Raw genomic sequence first — 19,677 nt, forward strand, 5'->3', positions numbered from 1 at the left:
GTATAATAAGGAACAGTGAGATGGAAAAAATAAGAAGATTAGCAAGTATAGAGCTTCCTAATTGGGATGAAATTCCAAGCTACGGCATATACAAAGGAGAGCTTCTTGATTATCTGAAAGAAGTTCTAAGCCCCTTATACGTAATAGATAGAAATATAATTACATCATCTATGATAAATAATTATGTTAAATTAGACTATATAGAAAAACCTGAAAATAAAAAATACATGAGATCGACTATTGCACAGCTCATAGTTATAACAATTTTTAAGCAGGTAATCAGTATTGAGGATATAGTAAAGGGAATTGAGATAGAAATTGATAATTTCGCCTTTAAAGAGTCCTATCAAGACTTTGTAGGCATATTTACCTGTGCTAAAAAAGATTTTCTAAATACAAATAATAACTTAAATATAAAGGTAAATTTCAAAGAACACCGTGACAAGGTTTGGTATTACCTTGCAAGCTCTTTATTTACAAAACTTTATACAAAAATAAGCATAGATGAGAGCGAGGAGAAATAATGGAAAAAATTGCAATATTGGTAGACTCAGCAGGAGATTTGCCTTTAGAATTAATAGAAAAAGAAGGGTTTTATCTTTTGCCCTTATATGTAAATTTAGATGGTAAGTTTTTGAGGGACAGGCTAGATATAAGTCCGGATGAATTTTATGATTGGGTAAGATCAAAGGAAAGCTTACCTAAAACATCCATGCCATCACCTGGAGATATTCAGGCGCTTTTGGAGAAAATAAGAGATGATGGTTATGATAAACTTATAGCTATAAGCATAGGAAGTAAGTATTCAGGTACCTTTAATGCTCTAAATCTTGCGGAAATAGAAGGTCTTGATGTCTTTGCTCTAAACACTGGCAACCTAACTTTAGCAGAAGGGCTGTTTGCTGTTTATGCCAAAAAATTAATAGAAGATGGCAAAACATTTGCGGAAATAAGAGATATACTATCAGAAAAAATTTATGATTCTAAGGTATTTTTCACTATAGATTCCTTTAAATATATAGTAGAAGGCGGCAGAGTTCCAAAATCATTTGCAAAAATTGGCGATGCCTTATCAGTAAAGCCAATAGTAAAAACAAGCCAACCAGAAGGCGGATTTGAAATAGTAAAAATTGTCAGAGGAGAAAAAAAGGTCTTCAGACAATTAGAAAAAATTGCAGACCAGTACCTTGCAAATGCCAAAGATTATTACATGTTTATTTGTCATGGAGGTTATGAAGAAGGTCTAGTAAAGCTTAGAGACTTGCTTAAAGATTATATAGGAAGGGCAAGCTTATATATAGAAGAACAAATCTCTCCTACTCTTGGTGCAAATACAGGACCAGGCTTATTTGGTTTTGGTTTTTTCATCCTTGATTAGAAAAGAATAAAAAATCGTCCTACAATTAGAGATTTCATATATGCATGTTTAAAACTTGCTTATGATTTACCTAAGTTAGGGCGAATTATTTTATTTCATCTAGTTGTTAAAACTAGATAAAACTTGAAATACCTATAGATTAGCAAAAATAGCTTGAGATAATGGATAGAATATTTGCCTTTTGTCGAATTTTATAAGATAATAGTTATTAAAGATATATTCTAAATTATTAAAAATACAAAAGAGGCTCCATATGAAAAAAACCATTCTAGAAGACATAATCACAATGGCAAACATTAATTTCTATACCAAAATCTATTCGGGTTTTGAAAAAAGAGAAGCCACACTTAGCTATACAGAGTCGATGGTAGTCAATATTATCGATTCACTCGAAAAACCAACTGTAAATGAGCTGGTAAAAATTTTAGGAATTTCCCAACCAAATATCTCTTATAAAATAAATACTCTGGTATCAAAGGGATATGTAGAAAAGGTTCAATCAAAAGAAGATGGAAGAGAATTTATCCTAAGGCTAACTGATAGGTTTAAAACATACAAGAAAATAGCCTTCTCAAGTATAAGTGAAGTAATGGACAGGCTTGAAGAAAAGTTAAGCAAAGAAGATATGGAAAACATCTATAAGTCACTTGGCCTAATCAAAGCTGAGATGAAAAATATAAATGACTAAATAGGGGGGGCAAAAGTGGAAAAAATTGCAATACTAACAGATTCAACCTCTGACTTAATAGATGAGTATAAAAATAAAGACCATATTTTTGTTTTGCCTCTTTATGTAAATATAGATGGTTCATATCTAAAAGATGAGATAGAAATAACAAGCGATGAAGTAGTTGAACACAACAAGAATAATCCTGATAAGCTTGCTAAATCAAGTGCCCCATCACCAGGAGATTGTGCAGAGATTATAGAAGAGATAAGGTCTAAGGGCTATGAAAAGATAATAATAATATCACTTTCATCAGGCTTATCAGCAACTTACAATGTTTTTAAAAATGAACTTGATGAAGATATGTATCTGATGGATTCAAGAAATGCTTCCCTAATGGAATCTCTTCTTGTAAATTATGCAGATGATCTAATAAATGAAAGTCTATCCTTTAAGGAAATTTGTATAAGGCTAGATCATGTAAGAGATGAAAAGGCAGCCTATGTATGGGTTGATAGCCTAGAAAATTTAGTAAAGGGCGGAAGAATATCAGCCCCACTTGGTAAGGCAGTTAAATTTTTAAATATCAAACCCATGTTAAAGGTAGCAAGTGAGGGAAAGGTAGACCTAGTTAAACTAAAGGTAAAGGAAGATAAGGCAATTGATCAAGCCATCAAAAAAGTAAGAGCGGACCTAGAAGGAGCCAAAGAATATTATCTGGGCCTAGGCTTTGGTGGAGATAAGAGTCTTTTTGAAAAGATTGAAGATAAGGCAAGTGATTTAATTAAAAAGGCTAAGGCTTACCATCATAATACTTTCGGTTCAGTATTAAGAGTCTACTCAGGAGAAAAGGCCTTTGGTTTATTTTATATAAGAATCAAATAAATTTGACAAGATAAGAAATAAGTAGTATTATCACATACGTAAACAAGAAAGAAGTACCCAAACTCACCTACCGACTTTGTTTGTAGGTTAATAGATTTATTATTAGAATTTATGCGGGTACTTTGTGCCCGCTTTTTTTATACAATACATTGGAGGTATAACTATAAAAGATTTAAGAATCAATGATGAAATTAGAGCTAGTCAAGTAAGACTAATCGATGATCAAGGAAACCAAATAGGAATAGTTTCTCTTAGAGATGCTCAGGATATGGCAGATGAAAAGAGACTTGACCTAGTACTAATGAGTCCAAATGCAAAACCACCTGTAACAAGGATAATGGACTATGGTAAGTTTAAATATGATCAAGAGAAAAAAGATAAAGAGAATAGAAAAAAACAAAAAAATGCTCAGCTTAAAGAGACAAGATTCTCTTTAAATATCGAGGATAATGACTTGCAAACTAAGGCAAATCAGACAAAAAAATTCTTAAACAACGGGGATAAAGTAAAAGTTTCTATTAGATTCCGTGGTAGGGAATTAGGCAGGAAAGAACCTGGCTATGACTTAATGGAGAAGTTCAATGGTATGCTAGATGGTTGCGGCAAGATTGACAAAAAGCCTAAAATGGAAGGCAGATCACTTGTTATGTTTCTAGAACCAAATGATGAAAAAGGAGAAAATAATGGCAAATAAAATGAAAACAAAAAGAGCAGCTGCTAAAAGATTTAAAGTAACAGGCTCTGGTAAAGTTATGAGAAGAAAGGCTTACAAAGGCCACTTAACAGCTAAGAAATCACCAAATAGAAAAAGAAGACTAAGAAAAGGTACACTAGTTTCAGCTTCAGAAGCTAAGAATGTAAAAAGATTAATCGGTGCATAGGAGGATATAGATGGCAAGAGTTAAAAGAGCAGTAAATGCAAAGAAAAGACATAAAAAAGTATTAAAACAAGCAAAGGGTTATTACGGTTCCAAAAGCCTTCTATTTAAGACAGCTAACCAAGCTGTAATGAAATCTCTATCATATGCATACATTGGTAGAAAACGCAGAAAAAGAGATTTCAGAAAACTATGGATCGCAAGAATCAACGCAGCAGCAAGAATCAATGGCACAAGCTATTCAAAACTTATGGGCAATCTTAAAAAAGCAAACATCAACATCAACAGAAAGATGCTTGCTGAAATGGCAGTAAATGCTCCAGAAGAATTTACAAAATTAGTAGAGTTAGCTAACAAAGAAGCTTAATGATAATAAAGTCGGTATCAAATCAAAACTACAAGCTTATAAACAAGCTTAAGAATAAAAAATATCGAGAAAAAGAAAATTTATTTATAATAGAATCTAGGAAATTAGTAGATGAGGCAATAAGCTCATCTGCTAATATAGATTTTATTTTTTTAAGAAGTGATGTATCTTATGAGACAAATCTAAAAAGTCTTGTTTTTGATAAGGCACTTTTTAATAAATTAACCATGCTTAAATCTTCTGATGGCATAGGGGCAGTCATAAGAAAGCCTGTGCCAAAAAAGATATCAAGTAAAAAGGTTCTACTATTAGACTCTATCAACGATCCAGGTAATATCGGCACCATGATAAGAAGTGCAGAAGCCTTTGGATTTAACGATATAATCTTAAGTCCTGATTGTGTTGATATTTACAATGAAAAAGCCCTCAGGGCATCCATGGGATCAGTCTTTAGGCTAAATATAGTGAAACTTACTTATGATGAAATAGCAAGCTTTAAGGATTCCTATAAATTCTTGGCAGCAGATATGTCAGGCCTAGATATAAGAGAATATAAAAGTGATTCTAATATAATCCTTGCCATAGGCAATGAAGCAAATGGCTTAGGGAAGGAAGTAAGAAGTCTAACAGACACTTTTGTAAAAATCCCAATGGAAGGAGATATAGAATCTTTGAATGCAGCTATTGCTGCTAGTATAATAATGAATAGACTAATGTAATGATTCGGAAAGACTTTAATTATTCTTATACAGCAAAAAAGGGATGTTGAGAGCCTTTTAAGTCACGATTAGGGTATTCACCGATGAACATCAAGATGAAATAATAGTAGTTGAGACGTAGACTTATCGTTAAAGTTAAGAGTGGATTTTTTTTATAAAAATCAATTAAGGTGGTACCGCAGTATATATCTGTCCTTTGTAGGGCGGATTTTTTTATTTGGAGGAAAAATGGAAGCAAATTTAAAACAAGTTCTAGAAAATGCCAAAGTCGAAGTGGAAAAGGCAATAGACTTAGAAACTCTTGAAAGTCTAAGAGTAAAATACCTTGGCAAAAAAGGAACAATAACAGATCTTAAAAAATCTATATCGAAATTACCAAATGAGGAAAAACCTCAAGCTGGTAAATTAATCAACCAAGCCAGCAAGGAAATAGAAAATCTTTTGGCAGAGGCTAATGAAAAGATTAAAAATGAACTATTAAAAGAAAAAATTAAAGAAGAAAAAATAGATGTAACAGCTCATTTTGATAAGTATGAGTCAGGACATTTAGCAGTCATAAATCAAACTATGGAAGAACTTGAAACGATCTTCCAAAACATGGGCTTTGATGTGGTAGGGGGACCTGAGGTTGATACAGTCAAATTTGTCTTTGATGACTTAAACAGCCCTAAGAACCACCCGGCAAGATCTACATCTGATACCTTCTATATTGATGATGAAGTTTTACTTCGTCCTCACACTTCATCTATGCAAATTAGGGTTATGAATGAAGGAAAATTGCCAATCAAGATGGTATCAGCAGGTAGGGTTTTCAGAAATGACGAAGTTGATGCAACCCATTCACCAATGTTCCACCAATTAGAGTGCCTAGTTGTGGATGAAAATGTGTCAATGGCAAATTTAAAGGCAACTCTTGAGACCTTTATCAAGGAAATGTTTGGGGATGAAATGAAGCTAAGATATAGGCCTCACCACTTCCCATTCACAGAGCCATCCCTAGAAGTAGATGTAACTTGTCCAGCTTGCATGGGTAAGGGATGTCCTGCTTGTGGTAATACAGGTTGGTCAATGGAATTATTGGGCGGTGGCATGGTTCACCCAAATGTTCTAGAGGCTTGCGGCATTGATAGCGAAAAATACACAGGATTCGCCTTCGGTCTAGGAGTAGACAGGATTGCCATGGTTAAATACGGCCTAGATGACATCAGACTTTTATATGACAACGACAAGAGATTTATAGAACAGTTTTAGGAGGAAGAATGTTAGTACCTTTAATTTGGCAAAAAGAATATATAGATATAGATAAAGATTTAAAAATAATTACAGACAGGCTTTCTGAAACTGGATCTCACGTAGAAGAAGTCACCATCCACACATCTGACCTTGAAGGCATTGTGGTAGGCCATGTTCTAGAACAAAAAGACCACCCAGATGCTGATAGACTCAGGGTTTTGACCATAGATGTTGGCAAAGATTCTCCAATCACCATTATAACCAATGCAAAAAACACAAAAGTAGGTGACTATCTTCCAGTAATTACATCTGGCACAGAGATGGATAATGGAACTCTTATCGAAGATCACGACTTTTTCGGTATCGTATCCCAAGGTATGCTTACAGCCTATTCAGAGCTTGGCTATGATGATTCTGTAATTCCTAAAGAATTAAGAGAAGGAGTAATTGTATTAGCTGGCGATTATAAACCAGGTACAGCAGCTGCAGAAGCTTTATATTCTAATACTCCAGTAATAGAATATGAAATCACACCAAATAGGTCTGACTGCCTATCAATAATGGGTATGGCAAGAGAGACAGCAGCAAGTTTTGGTGAAAAAATCACCTATCCTAGCCTAGATTATAAAGATAATGGCGAGGACATAAAAGCTTATGCAAATGGAATTAGTATAGAAAGTGATTCTTGCCTAAGATATACAGCTAGGGTTGTAAAAAATGTAAAGATAGGAAAATCTCCTCAATGGCTACAAAATTGTCTAATGCTTGCAGGAATCAGACCTATAAATAACATAGTAGACATAACAAACTTCGTAATGCTAGAAACAGGTCAACCACTCCATGCCTATGACCTAGACAAGCTAGCTGATAAGAAAATTATAGTAAGAGATGCAAAAGAAGGAGAAATAATCAAGACTCTTGATGATACAGAAAGAAAACTTGATCCTTCAATGCTAGTTATAGCTGATGGCAAAGAAGCAATCGGTATAGCTGGTATAATGGGAGGTTTTGATTCTGAAATAACAGATGAAACCACAAATATCCTCCTAGAAGCTGCAAGCTTTGATGCTGACAATATCAGGGATACTTCTAAGAAACTTAACCTAAGAAGTGAGGCAAGCTCTAGATTTGAAAAGGGAGTTGCCATTGAAATGGCAGATATAGCTTCAAAAAGAGTTATGAAACTCATAGAAGACTTAAAGATAGGCGAAATTGTAGGGTCTTCTTATGATGAGGGCGAGAAAGAAACAAATAATCCTGTCGTTAAGCTTAGAATATCAAGACTTAATATGCTAACAGGGGTTGACTTTACTAAGGAAGAAGCAATCAGAAACCTAGAGCTATTGGAATTTGAAGTTAAAGATATTGACGAAGATACTCTAGAAGCTAAGGCTCCATATTTTAGAAATGATATAACAATAGAGGCAGACCTAATCGAAGAAGTTGTAAGACTTTACGGCATGGGTAAGATTGAATCTAAGCCACTAGTTTCATCCCTTAAAAAGGGAGAAAGATCTCCTATAAGACTCCTAAGAGATGATTTAAAACACAAGCTTGTCGGCCAAAAATTCTCAGAACTAGCAACCTATTCTTTCATCTCACCAAGAGAATACGATAGACTAGGAATCGCCGAAGATTCAAAGCTTAGGGACTATATTAGCCTAATAAATCCACTTGGCGAAGACTTCTCTGTAATGAGGACAACTCAAATTGCCAATATGCTTGATGTAATAGCTAAAAATATCAAGTATGGCCAAAAAAACATGAGATTTTTTGAACTTGATAGGACTTTTGAGAAAACAAGCGATAAACTTCCAAAAGAAAACTTAACCCTAACTATGGGCCTATATGGCGATTATTCTTTCTATGATATGAAAGATTTCTTCACAGAAGCCATGAGAAATACAGGTTTTACAGGCTTTGAATATGTAGCAAATGAAGATACCTACGCCTTCCACCAAGGAAGATGTGCAGATATATTATTTGCTGGTAAAAAAATAGGAATCATGGGTGAGATTTCTTATGAAGTAAGAGATGAGTATAATATAAGCAAGGGAGCTATTGTTTTAGAGATAAACCTAGAACTTATAAAAGACTCTAGAGTTGTAAATAAAAAATACAAGCCAATTGCAAAATTCCCAGCCATAGAAAGAGACTATTCATTTGTAACAGATAAAAACCTTGAAAGCAAGCTAATTGAAGACACAATGAAGGATCACGGCAAGGGCTTGATTGCAAAAATCGAACTATTTGATATCTACACAGGCAAGGGTGTGGATGATGATAAAAAATCAGTATCCTATAGAGTTTGGTACAGGTCAAATGAGAGAACCCTACAAGAAAAAGATATCAAAGATGTAGAAGAAAATATCTTAAAAGACCTTGCTGACAAAGATATAGTATTAAGAGCATAGGAGATAAGTGTGAGCGAAATAAGACTTGAAGTCAAAATAGATGGAGTAAAATATCCGCTTGTTACTAAAGAATCAAAAGAAAATATTGAAAATATAGCAGCTTATGTGGACAAAAAAATTCAGGATGTCAAGTCTGATAGGCTCACTTTTGATAGGCAGCTGGTCCTAGCCTGCCTAAATATTGCGGATGAGTATATGAAAGATAAGGAATCTTTCAAGAAATTCTACGAAGAAAACAAAGAAGCCATAAATGAATACCCAGCCTTAAAAGAAGACCATGACAACTTTAAGAATGAATATGGATCTTATAAAGAAAAGTATGACCAGGCAGCTGCAGAAAATACAGAACTTAAGGCACTTTTGCAAGATAAGGATAAGGAAATCTTAGAGCTTAGCAAGGAAGAGACAGATTCTAAAAAGCTTAGGGATAAGATGAAGACCTTGCAGAAACAAGTCATGGACTTGACAAAGGAAAATGAACTATTGAAGGGAAAACTTTGATGAAAAAAGCAGAAATCTTAGCACCAGTTGGTAATATAGATATGCTTTATGCAGGCCTTGCAGCAGGGGCAGATAGTTTCTATCTGGCCCTTGATGACTTTGGAGCAAGGGCCTATGCCAAAAATTTTAGCCTAGATAATATAGAAGAGATAATCGATTATATACATTTATTTGACAGGAAGGTCTTTGTGACCATGAATACCCTTATCAAGGATTCCGAGATGGATAAGGCCCTTTACTATGCCCAAAAATTATACGAATATGGTGTAGATGGGCTTTTAATCCAAGATATTGGCTTCTATTCAATTATCAAAGACCAAGTCCCAGGACTTGACCTACACGCCTCAACCCAGATGGCAGTTAGGGATTATCACGGGGCCAAGGCCCTTATGGATATGGGCTTTAAAAGAATTGTCATAGCCCGTGAGACTCCTATAGAAGAAATTAGAAAAATAGCCAAACTTCCTTGTGAAAAGGAAGTTTTTGTCCATGGGTCCCTTTGTGTATCCTACTCTGGCGAATGTCTGATGAGCTCATATTTTGGAGAAAGGTCAGCCAACAGGGGCAGGTGTGCAGGACCATGTAGGTTAAAATACGACCTAATTTCTGATGGTAAGGTCTTGGCAAATGATTATTTCTTAAATATGAAAGACTTAAATGTCCTTGATAATATTGGCGAACTTTTGGACTTATCCATAGACTGCCTAAAAATTGAAGGCAGGATGAAGTCGCCTGAATATGTCTACACAAGTGTGAGGGCCTATAAGGAAAAAATTGAAAAAGCATCCTATAATAGAGAAAAGCTAAGGGATATTTCCAATAGGGGCTATACCAAGGGCTTTATCTTTGGGCAAAAATCTGATTATATCTTAAGAGAAGCTGATAATAAACACAGGTCTGTGGGAAGGGTTGAGATTTACCAAAATAAAAAATCCTTCCTAGCAAAATCTGACCTTCATAAGGGCGATAATCTAGAAGTACAAACTGAAAGAGGAAAGAAGCTTCCTCTTACAATCACAGAAGAGATAAAAAAGGGCGGAAGATTCATCCTTGATAAGTATAAGGATGCTAAAGTAGGATCAGATATCCTCATGTTAAATGCTGAGTCCATCAAGGATGACTTGGCAAAGGGCCTTGAAAGATATAAAAATCTGGGCCTTGACCTATATTTTAAGGCAAGCTTAAATGAAAAAGCTAGTCTAAAATTAGTCTATAAAGATTACCAGGTAGAGGTCTTTTCAGAAGAGTTTATCGAGCCTAGCCAAAAAATAGCTATAGATGAATCTTCAATAAGAGAAAATCTAGATAGGTTTAAGGATGAAATCTTTAAGGCAAATACCATAAATGTTGAAATAGACGACAATATATTCATCAGGAAAAAGACCATCAATAAGCTTAGAAGAGATGCTATAAGGGCCCTAAGTCATAAGATTGGTGGAGCCTATAAGAGAGAAAAGATTGAGATTAAAAAGCCATCTCTTAAAAAGTTTTCAAATATAAATCCTGAAAAAAACTTAGAATTAATGACAAATGACATAGATCCAGACCTTATAGAGGGTTTTGATAATCTTTATATCAAAGACTACGACCCAAAATATAAAGATTTTTCCCTTTATTTAGACTTGGATTCCCACTGGGATTATGAGATAGATGATCTTATTTCCTATATAAAGGAAAATTCTATAAGAGGAGTGATCTTTAATTCCTATAGAGACTTTGATTTTATAGAAAGATTTAAGAAAGAAGATATTAAGATAAGGATAGGCAGATATTTAAATGTCCTTAATTCATATTCCTTTGATTTTTACTCAGGCTTTGCAGAAAAAGTCGAATCATCTGTAGAAAATCAGTTAGATATCATAAATAAAAATGCTAAAGCCTATGACATTGAAAGCTTAGTCTTTGGTAGGATTGAGCTGATGAACATGGTCCATTGTCCATTTTCTACAATCAAAAAATGCGGCCTAAGAGGCTGTGAAAGCTGTAAGTTTAGTAAAGGAGAGATGAAATCTGCTAATAATGATAGGATGCTAACTATAAGGCGTGATGGCCTTACAAAAATCTATCCTTACAGGCTAGCTAGCTTTGATGAATCTTTATTAGATCCTAACTTATCAAGGCTTGTGTCAGTTTTTTCAGATGAGGACCTCTCAGCCTACCAGAATAAAATTAAGACAGATAAGTTAAATTACGAAAGAGGAGTTATTTAGTGCAGAAAAAAAGTTTAGAAGTATTAGAATACCCAAAAATTTTAGAAAGACTTGCAAAAATGGCTCGTTCTTCTATTACAAAAGATAAAATATTGAATTTAAATCCATCCACAGATATAGAATATTTGAAAGATGAACTAGAAAAAACTGCCGCCATGGCCAAGATTATTTCAAGAAATGGAAATATAGATATTTTTGGCCTTTATGATTTTACAGAAATTATTGGCTATGTAAGACGAAATGGTATCCTTGAGCCGGCTGATTTGCTTAAGGTATTAAGTCTTTTAAGAGTTAGTGAATACCTCAAAGATTATGGAAAAAATATCGAAGATACCTATCTTTTAGATATCTTTGATAGGATATCAACTAATGAATTTCTAAAGGATGAGATAGATAGGTCTATTATTAATGAAGAAGAAATTGCAGACAATGCCTCAAGAGAACTATTAAATATCAGAAGGTCCAAGGCTAGGAAAGAATCTGAAATCAAGAACAAACTCAATTCCTATGTGACATCTCCTCGATATGAAGATGCCCTTCAAGATAAGGTGGTATCTGTAAGGGATGGTAGGTATGTAGTTCCGATTAAGACTAATAAGAGAGCTGTAATAAATGGCATCGTCCACGATAAGTCAGCTTCGGGCAACACTCTTTTCATAGAGCCAGCTGCCATTGTCGAGCTTAACAACCAATACAAGGATCTAGAGCTTAAGGAAGAGGCTGAAATTAGGAGAATTCTTGACAGGCTATCAAGATTTACAGAAAAATTTGACCAAGAAATCCTAGAAAATCAAAAGCTCATAGGAAGGATTGACTTTCTTCAAGCCAAGGCCAAGTTTGGTCTAGAAAATGATTATTCTATACCAAGATTAAATGACCAGAAGATTATAAATATCAAACAGGCTCGTCATCCACTTCTTCCAGGGCGTGTTGTTCCAATAGATGTGGCAATTGGAGGGGACTACACAACTCTTATAATAACAGGACCAAACACAGGTGGAAAAACAGTAAGTTTAAAAACCGTAGGCCTTATAAGCCTTATGGCTCAAACTGGCCTGTTTATACCTGCCGAGGAAGGGTCTATGCTAAATGTCTTTGACGATATTTTTCTAGATATAGGAGATAAACAGTCAATAGAGATGAGTTTGTCAACATTTTCAGCATCCCTTACCAATATTGTAGATATATTAAATAAGGTGACTTCCAATTCCTTGGTTTTATTAGATGAGATTGGTTCAGGAACAGATCCTATAGAAGGGGCTGCCCTTGCCATTTCAATCCTTTCCAGCCTAACAGAAAACGAGGTCATGACCTTTGCTACAACCCACTACAGCGAGCTTAAATACTATGCCATGGAAAATGATAGGGTAATGAATGCTTCTGTAGAATTTGATGTAGAAACCCTATCTCCAACCTACAAACTAGAGATAGGTACACCTGGAAAATCAAATGCCTTTGAGATTTCAAAACGCCTTGGTCTTTCAGAAAAAATCCTAACTAAGGCCAAATCTTTAATTGGGGAAGATACTCAAAACATAAATAAAATCCTAGAAGAAATCGAAGATGACAAGGCAGAGATAGAGGCTAAAAATAGGCAGATAGAAAATTATAGGAGAGAAATCCAATCTATAAAAGATAAGCTTAGAAATAAGTCCAAAGAGATTGATAAGCAAAAAGAAGAAATCATCAAAAAGGCTGAAGATGCGGCCAACAAAATTTTGGATAAGGCCAATAAAGAAAGCCAGGCCATGCTAAAAGAAGCCAAAAGAAGTAAAAATGCCAACACATCCGATATAGACAGGTCCCTAAATAAGATTAGAAATAAATACAAGGATTCTTATATAGCAAATGAGGAAGAGGGCTTAAGACTTAAGAAATCTAAGGATATACCAGATGAGCTTAAGGTGGGTGATATGGTAATAGTCGAAGGTCTTGGCCAAGAAGCCCAGGTAATCGAGGCGCCAGATAGCAAGGGAAATATCAAGCTTCAGATGGGAATCCTAAAGATGGACTCTAACATAAAAAACGTTAGAAAAATCAAGAAGGATAAGCAAACTGAGAAAAACATCGAAAAAGTGTATAGTGTTAAAAAAGCCATGCACATATCAGCTACCCTTGACCTAAGGGGTCAAAGATATGACGAGGCCATGAGAAATGTAGATAAGTACCTTGACGATGCTATGCTTGCAGGCCTATCCCAAGCTAAGATAATACACGGCAAGGGAACAGGTGCCCTTATTAAGGGAGTGAGCGAGATTTTAAAAACTGACAAGAGAGTTGCTTCTTACAGGTTCGGAGATGACAAAGAAGGCGGTTATGGAGTAACCATAGTCAAGTTTTCCTAGGAGGATAAATGAAAGATTTTAAAGAAATTATTGCAAAAAAATTAGAGGGAGGAGATATTGGTTTAAACTCTGAAGAGATCAAGAACCTTATCGAAATTCCACCCCAAGAAAATATGGGAGATTATTCCTTTCCGTGCTTCCAACTAGCAAAGACCTTAAGGAAAAATCCAGCCCAAATAGCAGGTGAACTAGTAGATTCGCTTGAAATAGAAGAATTTTCTGAGATAAAAAACATAGGACCTTATATAAATTTTTTCCTAAATAGGGAAAAATTCCAAAATGAAGTCGTAAATACAATTCTAGATAAAAAGGAGGACTTCGGTAAATCTGACATGGGTAAAGGCAAGACTGTAGTTATAGATTTTTCTTCAGTAAATATAGCTAAACCCTTCCACATTGGCCACATCAGATCAACTGTAATAGGCGATGCTCTTAGAAATATCCACGAATTTTTAGGCTATAATACAATTGCTACAAACTATATTGGCGACTATGGTACTCAATTTGGAACCATGATTGCAGCCTACAAGCTTTGGGGTGATGATGATAAATTAAATGCCCACCCAATCCAAGAGCTTTTAAACCTATATGTTCGCTACAATACAGAAGCAAGCGAAAATGAAGAGATGATGGATGTAGCCCGCAAGGAATTTAAAAAACTAGAAGAAGGCGAAGAGGAAGCGACCAGACTTTGGTCATGGTTTAAGGAAATTTCCTTCAAAGAATTTGATAGGGTTTATAAGCTTCTAGACATTGACTTTGATAATTACAACGGTGAGTCCTACCATTCAGAATTTATCCCAGATGTAATTGAGGAATTAAAGGAGAAAAATCTCCTGGTAGAATCAGATGGGGCACAAATTATAGACCTATCTCAATTTGACCTCCCACCATCAATAATAATCAAGTCAAATGGCTCATCTGCCTATGTTACTCGTGATATAGCCACAGCTATAAATAGGAAAAAAGAGTATAACTTTGATGAGAATTTATATGTAGTAGCTACCCAGCAAAATCTACACTTCCAACAATTATTCAAGATTTTAGAACTAATGGGCTATGATTTTGCCAAAGACTGCAAGCACATCCCATTTGGTATGGTAAGCCTAAAAGACCAAACTCTTTCAACCAGAAAGGGCCAGGTGGTATTCTTAGAAGATGTTTTAAATAAGGCAATAGATAAGACCAAAGAAATCATAAAAGATAGGGAAGATACAGTAGATGATGTAGAAGAAACTGCAAGGGTAGTCGGAATCGGAGCTGTTAAATTCCAAGAGCTATATAATAACAGGATAAAGGACTATGTCTTTGATTGGGATGAGGTCTTAAACTTTGATGGCGAAACAGGACCTTATGTCCAATACACCTATGCTAGGGCCAAATCTGTCCTTAGAAAGGCAGGCCTAAGTGAAGTAGGAAAGCTTGATATAGAAAAAATCACCAGCGATGATGAATTTAGCCTTGCTAAAAAACTTGCTGGATTTGAAGATGTTGTGATAAAAGCTAAGGAAAAATACGAACCATCCCTAATCACCAGACACCTAACAGACATAGCAAGTAGCTTTAACAAGTTCTACAATTCATCTAAGATAATGGTCGATGATGAAAAATTAAAAGAAGAAAGACTAGCTCTAACCTACGCTACATCAATAGTAATTAAATCAGGTCTAGCAATCTTAGGTATCAAGACTGTGGAGAAGATGTAAGATGGAAAGAATTAAAGACTTCTTCCACACCACAAAAATAGCCTTTAGGGAGACCATCAAAAAGCTTGGCAAATCATATTTTGTCTTAATATTTGTAATGGTATCAACAATTTTTGACAATAATGAATTTGGCTTTGGGCCTGTTGGAAGTACAATCGGCGGAATAATCCACTATTTCATAGGGGTAATCATTACATCCTTTATCCTACAAAGCTTGATATCTGTTGTAAAATACGGCAATACAGGCAAAAAGTCTCTAGAAAACTCCATGGGTAATTACTTCATGCCTCTTATAGAAACCATGTTTTGGATGTATATCTTAGATGTTGTAGCAAGCCTTTTATTAGTGAATTTCCCTGTGAGGGTAAATATTATAGTCAGGATTATAATTCAAATCCTAACATCAGCTCTTTATGAGGAGATTTATCTAAATAATAGGTATGGCATAGATGCAATTCGTGAATCTATTGTTTTTGTTAAAAACAATATCCTAAACTACGGCATCTTTAGCTTGCTATTCATAGCTTTGGAATTTATATTGTCAATATATTTAGGTCTTGGTCAAGCTATGAGCACAAACAAAATCTTTGCCTGCTTAATTATTTCCCTAGTTCACAGCTTCTTTATGCTATTTAGGGGCCATTTGTTTAAGTATTTAAACGAACATCCATATCGACAAAGGAAATTCATGAGAGGTTTTGATGACTAAGTTAGATGCATATTTTTATAAATTTCACGACAATTTAGCCTATATAGAACTAAAAGAAGTCGCTAAGCATGAGGATTTATCTGGCTTATCCCTCCCGATTTATATAGAAGATATGAAAGAGGGGATCAAAAGCGGGGACTTTGCCAATAATATAAATTTAGACCTAGTCTTTGAAGCTATGATTATAAATATAGCAATTGACTTTGATTTTGTCTATAAAGATGCCTATGTAAAGGCCTTAAATAATTATATAGAAGACTTAGGAGCCTATTCCACTGATAAGATCGTAAAAGAAGCAAATCCTAACAAGGCCCTACTTCTAGCAAGAGGTTTTTATCTATTGAAAAGAGAAAATAATTTTGCAGCCTATCTTTATGCTAAACTCTTGTGGCCAAAGGCCTACGAAGAGGATAGCGAATATAAGGATGATTTTGTAAGAGAGGCTCTAAGGATTTTGCAAGAGGCAATTGGAAAAGACGAAGACTTTGCCATAGGTTTTTATGAGCTAGGCAACATCTACGCAAATCTTGGCGAATATATCAAGGCAAGGTCATATTACAAAAATGCCCTCAGGAAAACCGAGGATGAATTAGCCAAGGAAGAAATTAGAAATAAGATAGAAGCAGTTGACGACAATGCAGAAATAGAGGAAAGCCTCTATTTTATTGGTAAGTCAGATTATAGTAAGGCTGTTGATACTTTATCCAAGCTCTTAAATAAGGTAAAAAGAGCCGACGCCTATTATTATCTAGGCGTGGCCTACCAAAATATGGGCCTATATGAAAACTCAATAATGGCCTTTGAAAATTCTCTAGAATTAAATGCAGATTTTAGGGAACTTTACAATGATTATGCCATAAGCCTATATTTAAATAAAGAAGAAATGGAAGCGATAAAGATCATAAATCAGGGACTTGAAAAATATCCGCAAGATCCAAGGATGACCTATAATAAGATTCAAATCAACCTTGTCTTGGGAAATTTATCCAAGGCTAAGGAAGATATCGAAGAGCTTTTAACCTACGATGACCTAACGGATGAGATAAAAGAAAATCTATCTATTTTAAAAAACCACTATAAATTATAAAATAAAAGCTGGAGCTTGAGAAAATTTGCAAGCTCCAGCTTATTTTCAATCTTTAATAGTAGTGCCTGAGTCGTCAGGATTATTGGTATTTAGGATTTTAATAGTAATATTTTTATTCATAACAGGCCTAATGGCGTCTTCTTGATAGACTCCAGCACCGGACTTAATAATTTTTTGCAAGCCCTTATAATCTAGTTTTTCGATTTTTTGGGCATTCTTATCCCTTTTAGGGTCAGCTGTCATTATACCAGATACGTCAGTCCAGTTTTCATAAACAGAAGAATCAAGGGCAGCGGCAAGAATTGACCCGGTATAATCTGATCCACCCCTCTTAAAAGTTTTAATCTGACCATCTTTACTTCCATAAAAACCAGGAACAACGACCTTCATCCCATCTTTGATTCTGGATCTTATAGTCTTAAAGGTCCTTTCGATATCAATATCCTCATCATCAAAGAAAATTAAATCCTTCGCATCGAAAAAGTCATAGCCTAAAAAATTTGCGAGGATTTTGGCATTTAAGTATTCACCCCTAGATAGATTGAAATCACGATTTAAGGAGAAGGCAACTTCTGCAAGGCTTTGGTCAATTTCATTTTTAAGGAAATCGTCTAAATTCAAATCATCAATTATTTCATAGAAACGATCCTTAATCTTATCATTAATTTTGTACTTTTCTTCTCTTTTTTCATATATTTCCTTATTGAGTTCTTTAATTTTTTCCTCAAGAGCCCTAATTTGTTCATTAGAATCAGAAATTTTTACCAAAAGATCAGTAACCTTAATATCATAAGGGTCTCGCTTTCCTGGCGCAGACACAACGATTACATTCCTATCATCCTTGCTATTGATAATATCCTTAACTCTTTCAAACTGACCGGCATCAGATAGGGAAGAGCCACCAAATTTCGAAACAGATTTTTCTTCAATACTCTCAAGTCTATAAGGTGTATTTTGATAAACGGCATAGTTAATCCAATTTGAGAAAAATAAGGAAGCAGCTGATTTCCAACTCATATTAATCTTATTAGTACCTTCGAAATAATAATTGACCGGTCTATTAGGATTAAGACTTCTTTTTTGATCCCTTAGGTATTCATTATTAAGTGTTTCTTTATTATATTCAAGGTGGCCAAGTGAAAAAATAAACCTATTATCAGAACTTGTAGCAAGACAGAGCCCAACCTCATCAGATGAAGCAAGGACATCTAAGTCATCAATGTCGTCCAAATCTTTAGGGTCAACTCCTTTATATCGAGAATGGGGAACATTGTATAAGTCATCAAAGCCATCAAGAAGCCTTGAATTGCTGCTTTTAATAAAAGGATAAACTCCACATAGTTTTTCATTAAAAGAAAAGCTATCGACATCATAAAAGTAATTAAGGGCAGCAAGAGAAGCCCAGCAGATAAAAATAGTAGAATAGACATTTTCTCTGGCATAATCAAAAATTTTAGTAAGCTCATCCCAATATTTAATATCCTTATAATCAATATTTTCAATAGGGGCACCAGTAATAATCATGCCATCATACTTGGTATCTTTAATATCATCATAAGACTTATAAAGCTTATTGAGCCTATTAAGGTCTGTGTGTTTGTTTTCATATGTAGTAGTCCTAATAAAATCAACCTCAATTTGAAGGGCATGAGCGGAAATAAGCTTAAGCAAATCAATCTCAGTTTCCTCCTTATTAGGCATAAGATTGACAATAGCAATCTTAAGAGGTCTTATATCCTGGCTACTAGCCCTCATTGGATTGATAGCAAAAATATTTTCTTCTTGCAAAACCTCTTCTTTAATAAAATCTTCAGATAAAATAACTGGCATAAATCCTCCTATAATAAAAAAAGAGCCTTCGACCAAAGGACGAAGACTCGTGTTACCACCTTATTTTACTATTATCTCACGATAACAGACTTAGTAGGTATCAAACAATACCATCTGCTGTAAGGGGCATACCCCTAGCTGGCTAAAAATTCACCAACTAACAAAAAAGACCATCTTCACTTAAAAGGAATCTACTTACTTCACCACAACTAAGCTCTCTTTAATCATCCTATATAAGCTACTCTTCTTTATATAAGCAATATAAACTTATTAATTTACATAAAATATGTTACCATAAGCAAGCTATAAAGTCAATTTGCAAAGAAAATATAAAAAAATACAAAAAAAATTTGACAAGGACAAAAATAGATGTTATAGTATTAAATGTCGGTGCGACAGGAACTAATCGCCAAGATAAAAAAATCATAAAAAAATGAAAAAAAGTCTTGACAAGATAAAAAACCTGTGGTACTATATAATAGTCAGCACGATAAATGCTGAGACATGAACCAGAAATGCTAAGGCGTTTCATACAAATTAAATATCAATGGTTTTTGTAGCTATTTAAAATAGCAAAACAAAAACTTTAAAGAATAACAACTATAACCTAGTTAAATTTCTTTACAGTAAATGATTCTTGATATACAAGAATATAAATCACGCATTTGATTAAGTCAGATGTAAATGAATAAGAGTCTTGATCTAAGACTTTCATACAAATTTTTTATGAGAGTTTGATCCTGGCTCA

At 34.6% G+C, this 19,677-nt stretch carries 17 protein-coding genes and 1 other annotated feature; of the genes, 16 read left to right on the plus strand and 1 reads right to left on the minus strand.

Translation table 11 applies throughout. The features are described from left to right. The first annotated feature begins 20 nt into the window (after positions 1-20). The 16 genes from ACCQ42_RS00920 to ACCQ42_RS00995 all read left to right on the plus strand — a co-directional run bounded on the left by ACCQ42_RS00920 (position 21) and on the right by ACCQ42_RS00995 (position 17,099). Entirely contained in the window at positions 21-524 is a 504-nt protein-coding gene (locus ACCQ42_RS00920; RefSeq protein WP_106460772.1) for a DUF1836 domain-containing protein, read from the plus strand. Then, positions 524-1,378, plus strand: coding sequence for a DegV family protein (locus ACCQ42_RS00925; protein ID WP_106460771.1), 855 nt, complete (start codon positions 524-526; stop codon positions 1,376-1,378). The genes ACCQ42_RS00920 and ACCQ42_RS00925 overlap by 1 nt, the downstream gene beginning before the upstream one ends. Before the next feature lie 253 nt (positions 1,379-1,631). Continuing rightward, the gene (locus ACCQ42_RS00930) at positions 1,632-2,066 is read left to right on the plus strand and encodes a MarR family winged helix-turn-helix transcriptional regulator (protein ID WP_106460770.1); all 435 of its coding nucleotides are present in this window, start codon (positions 1,632-1,634) and stop codon (positions 2,064-2,066) included. Positions 2,067-2,081: 15 nt separating this feature from the next. Next, complete coding sequence (locus ACCQ42_RS00935; RefSeq protein WP_158698385.1) at positions 2,082-2,930, plus strand: DegV family protein; 849 nt, start codon at positions 2,082-2,084, stop codon at positions 2,928-2,930. A 124-nt stretch (positions 2,931-3,054) separates the two neighbouring features. After that, the gene (gene infC / locus ACCQ42_RS00940) at positions 3,055-3,624 is read left to right on the plus strand and encodes a translation initiation factor IF-3 (RefSeq protein WP_106460768.1); all 570 of its coding nucleotides are present in this window, start codon (positions 3,055-3,057) and stop codon (positions 3,622-3,624) included. Beyond that, complete coding sequence (gene rpmI, locus ACCQ42_RS00945) at positions 3,614-3,811, plus strand: 50S ribosomal protein L35 (protein WP_106460767.1); 198 nt, start codon at positions 3,614-3,616, stop codon at positions 3,809-3,811. The genes infC and rpmI overlap by 11 nt, the downstream gene beginning before the upstream one ends. 10 nt (positions 3,812-3,821) lie before the next feature. Further along, the gene (gene rplT / locus ACCQ42_RS00950) at positions 3,822-4,175 is read left to right on the plus strand and encodes a 50S ribosomal protein L20 (protein ID WP_106460766.1); all 354 of its coding nucleotides are present in this window, start codon (positions 3,822-3,824) and stop codon (positions 4,173-4,175) included. Next, positions 4,175-4,894 (plus strand): TrmH family RNA methyltransferase, encoded by a 720-nt coding sequence (locus ACCQ42_RS00955; protein WP_410035081.1) that lies wholly within the window; start codon positions 4,175-4,177, stop codon positions 4,892-4,894. Before rplT ends, ACCQ42_RS00955 begins: the two co-directional genes overlap by 1 nt. Further along, positions 4,885-5,094 (plus strand) — a binding site (T-box leader). It overlaps the preceding gene by 10 nt. A 28-nt stretch (positions 5,095-5,122) precedes the next feature. After that, positions 5,123-6,145: a phenylalanine--tRNA ligase subunit alpha gene (pheS, locus tag ACCQ42_RS00960; protein WP_106460764.1), complete on the plus strand. Its 1,023-nt coding sequence runs from the start codon at positions 5,123-5,125 to the stop codon at positions 6,143-6,145. An 8-nt stretch (positions 6,146-6,153) separates the two neighbouring features. Beyond that, entirely contained in the window at positions 6,154-8,541 is a 2,388-nt protein-coding gene (gene pheT, locus ACCQ42_RS00965) for a phenylalanine--tRNA ligase subunit beta (RefSeq protein ID WP_410035082.1), read from the plus strand. Positions 8,542-8,550: 9 nt separating this feature from the next. Continuing rightward, the gene (locus ACCQ42_RS00970; RefSeq protein ID WP_311532149.1) at positions 8,551-9,042 is read left to right on the plus strand and encodes a cell division protein ZapA; all 492 of its coding nucleotides are present in this window, start codon (positions 8,551-8,553) and stop codon (positions 9,040-9,042) included. Beyond that, positions 9,042-11,252, plus strand: a complete 2,211-nt coding sequence (locus ACCQ42_RS00975; protein ID WP_410035083.1) for a peptidase U32 family protein — start codon at positions 9,042-9,044, stop codon at positions 11,250-11,252. Before ACCQ42_RS00970 ends, ACCQ42_RS00975 begins: the two co-directional genes overlap by 1 nt. Next, on the plus strand, positions 11,252-13,597 hold the full coding sequence (locus tag ACCQ42_RS00980; RefSeq protein WP_410035084.1) for an endonuclease MutS2: 2,346 nt from the start codon (positions 11,252-11,254) through the stop codon (positions 13,595-13,597). Before ACCQ42_RS00975 ends, ACCQ42_RS00980 begins: the two co-directional genes overlap by 1 nt. 8 nt (positions 13,598-13,605) lie before the next feature. Then, positions 13,606-15,303 (plus strand): arginine--tRNA ligase, encoded by a 1,698-nt coding sequence (gene argS / locus ACCQ42_RS00985; RefSeq protein WP_410035085.1) that lies wholly within the window; start codon positions 13,606-13,608, stop codon positions 15,301-15,303. Between the two features lies 1 nt (position 15,304). Beyond that, positions 15,305-16,012, plus strand: a complete 708-nt coding sequence (locus tag ACCQ42_RS00990; RefSeq protein WP_106460758.1) for a hypothetical protein — start codon at positions 15,305-15,307, stop codon at positions 16,010-16,012. After that, on the plus strand, positions 16,005-17,099 hold the full coding sequence (locus ACCQ42_RS00995) for a tetratricopeptide repeat protein (protein ID WP_410035086.1): 1,095 nt from the start codon (positions 16,005-16,007) through the stop codon (positions 17,097-17,099). The genes ACCQ42_RS00990 and ACCQ42_RS00995 overlap by 8 nt, the downstream gene beginning before the upstream one ends. Positions 17,100-17,144: 45 nt before the next feature. Here the strand turns inward: ACCQ42_RS00995 and ACCQ42_RS01000 are convergent, their stop codons facing one another. Next, on the minus strand, positions 17,145-18,929 hold the full coding sequence (locus ACCQ42_RS01000) for a homoserine O-acetyltransferase/O-succinyltransferase family protein (RefSeq protein ID WP_410035087.1): 1,785 nt from the start codon (positions 18,927-18,929) through the stop codon (positions 17,145-17,147). Between the last annotated feature and the right edge of the window lie 748 nt (positions 18,930-19,677).

This window comes from Anaerococcus kampingae (assembly GCF_046365475.1).
Taxonomy (GTDB): domain Bacteria; phylum Bacillota; class Clostridia; order Tissierellales; family Peptoniphilaceae; genus Anaerococcus; species Anaerococcus kampingae.

What these genes read in the sequence shown, in the direction of transcription:
- rplT (WP_106460766.1), top strand. Translation starts at nt 3,822, where the DNA reads ATGGCAAGAGTTAAAAGAGCAGTAAATGCAAAGAAAAGACATAAAAAA.
- argS (WP_410035085.1), top strand. Translation starts at nt 13,606, where the DNA reads ATGAAAGATTTTAAAGAAATTATTGCAAAAAAATTAGAGGGAGGAGAT.
- ACCQ42_RS00990 (WP_106460758.1), top strand. Translation starts at nt 15,305, where the DNA reads ATGGAAAGAATTAAAGACTTCTTCCACACCACAAAAATAGCCTTTAGG.
- rpmI (WP_106460767.1), top strand. Translation starts at nt 3,614, where the DNA reads ATGGCAAATAAAATGAAAACAAAAAGAGCAGCTGCTAAAAGATTTAAA.
- ACCQ42_RS00955 (WP_410035081.1), top strand. Translation starts at nt 4,175, where the DNA reads ATGATAATAAAGTCGGTATCAAATCAAAACTACAAGCTTATAAACAAG.
- ACCQ42_RS00995 (WP_410035086.1), top strand. Translation starts at nt 16,005, where the DNA reads ATGACTAAGTTAGATGCATATTTTTATAAATTTCACGACAATTTAGCC.
- ACCQ42_RS00975 (WP_410035083.1), top strand. Translation starts at nt 9,042, where the DNA reads ATGAAAAAAGCAGAAATCTTAGCACCAGTTGGTAATATAGATATGCTT.
- pheT (WP_410035082.1), top strand. Translation starts at nt 6,154, where the DNA reads ATGTTAGTACCTTTAATTTGGCAAAAAGAATATATAGATATAGATAAA.
- ACCQ42_RS00925 (WP_106460771.1), top strand. Translation starts at nt 524, where the DNA reads ATGGAAAAAATTGCAATATTGGTAGACTCAGCAGGAGATTTGCCTTTA.
- pheS (WP_106460764.1), top strand. Translation starts at nt 5,123, where the DNA reads ATGGAAGCAAATTTAAAACAAGTTCTAGAAAATGCCAAAGTCGAAGTG.
- ACCQ42_RS01000 (WP_410035087.1), bottom strand. Translation starts at nt 18,929, where the DNA reads ATGCCAGTTATTTTATCTGAAGATTTTATTAAAGAAGAGGTTTTGCAA.
- ACCQ42_RS00930 (WP_106460770.1), top strand. Translation starts at nt 1,632, where the DNA reads ATGAAAAAAACCATTCTAGAAGACATAATCACAATGGCAAACATTAAT.
- ACCQ42_RS00920 (WP_106460772.1), top strand. Translation starts at nt 21, where the DNA reads ATGGAAAAAATAAGAAGATTAGCAAGTATAGAGCTTCCTAATTGGGAT.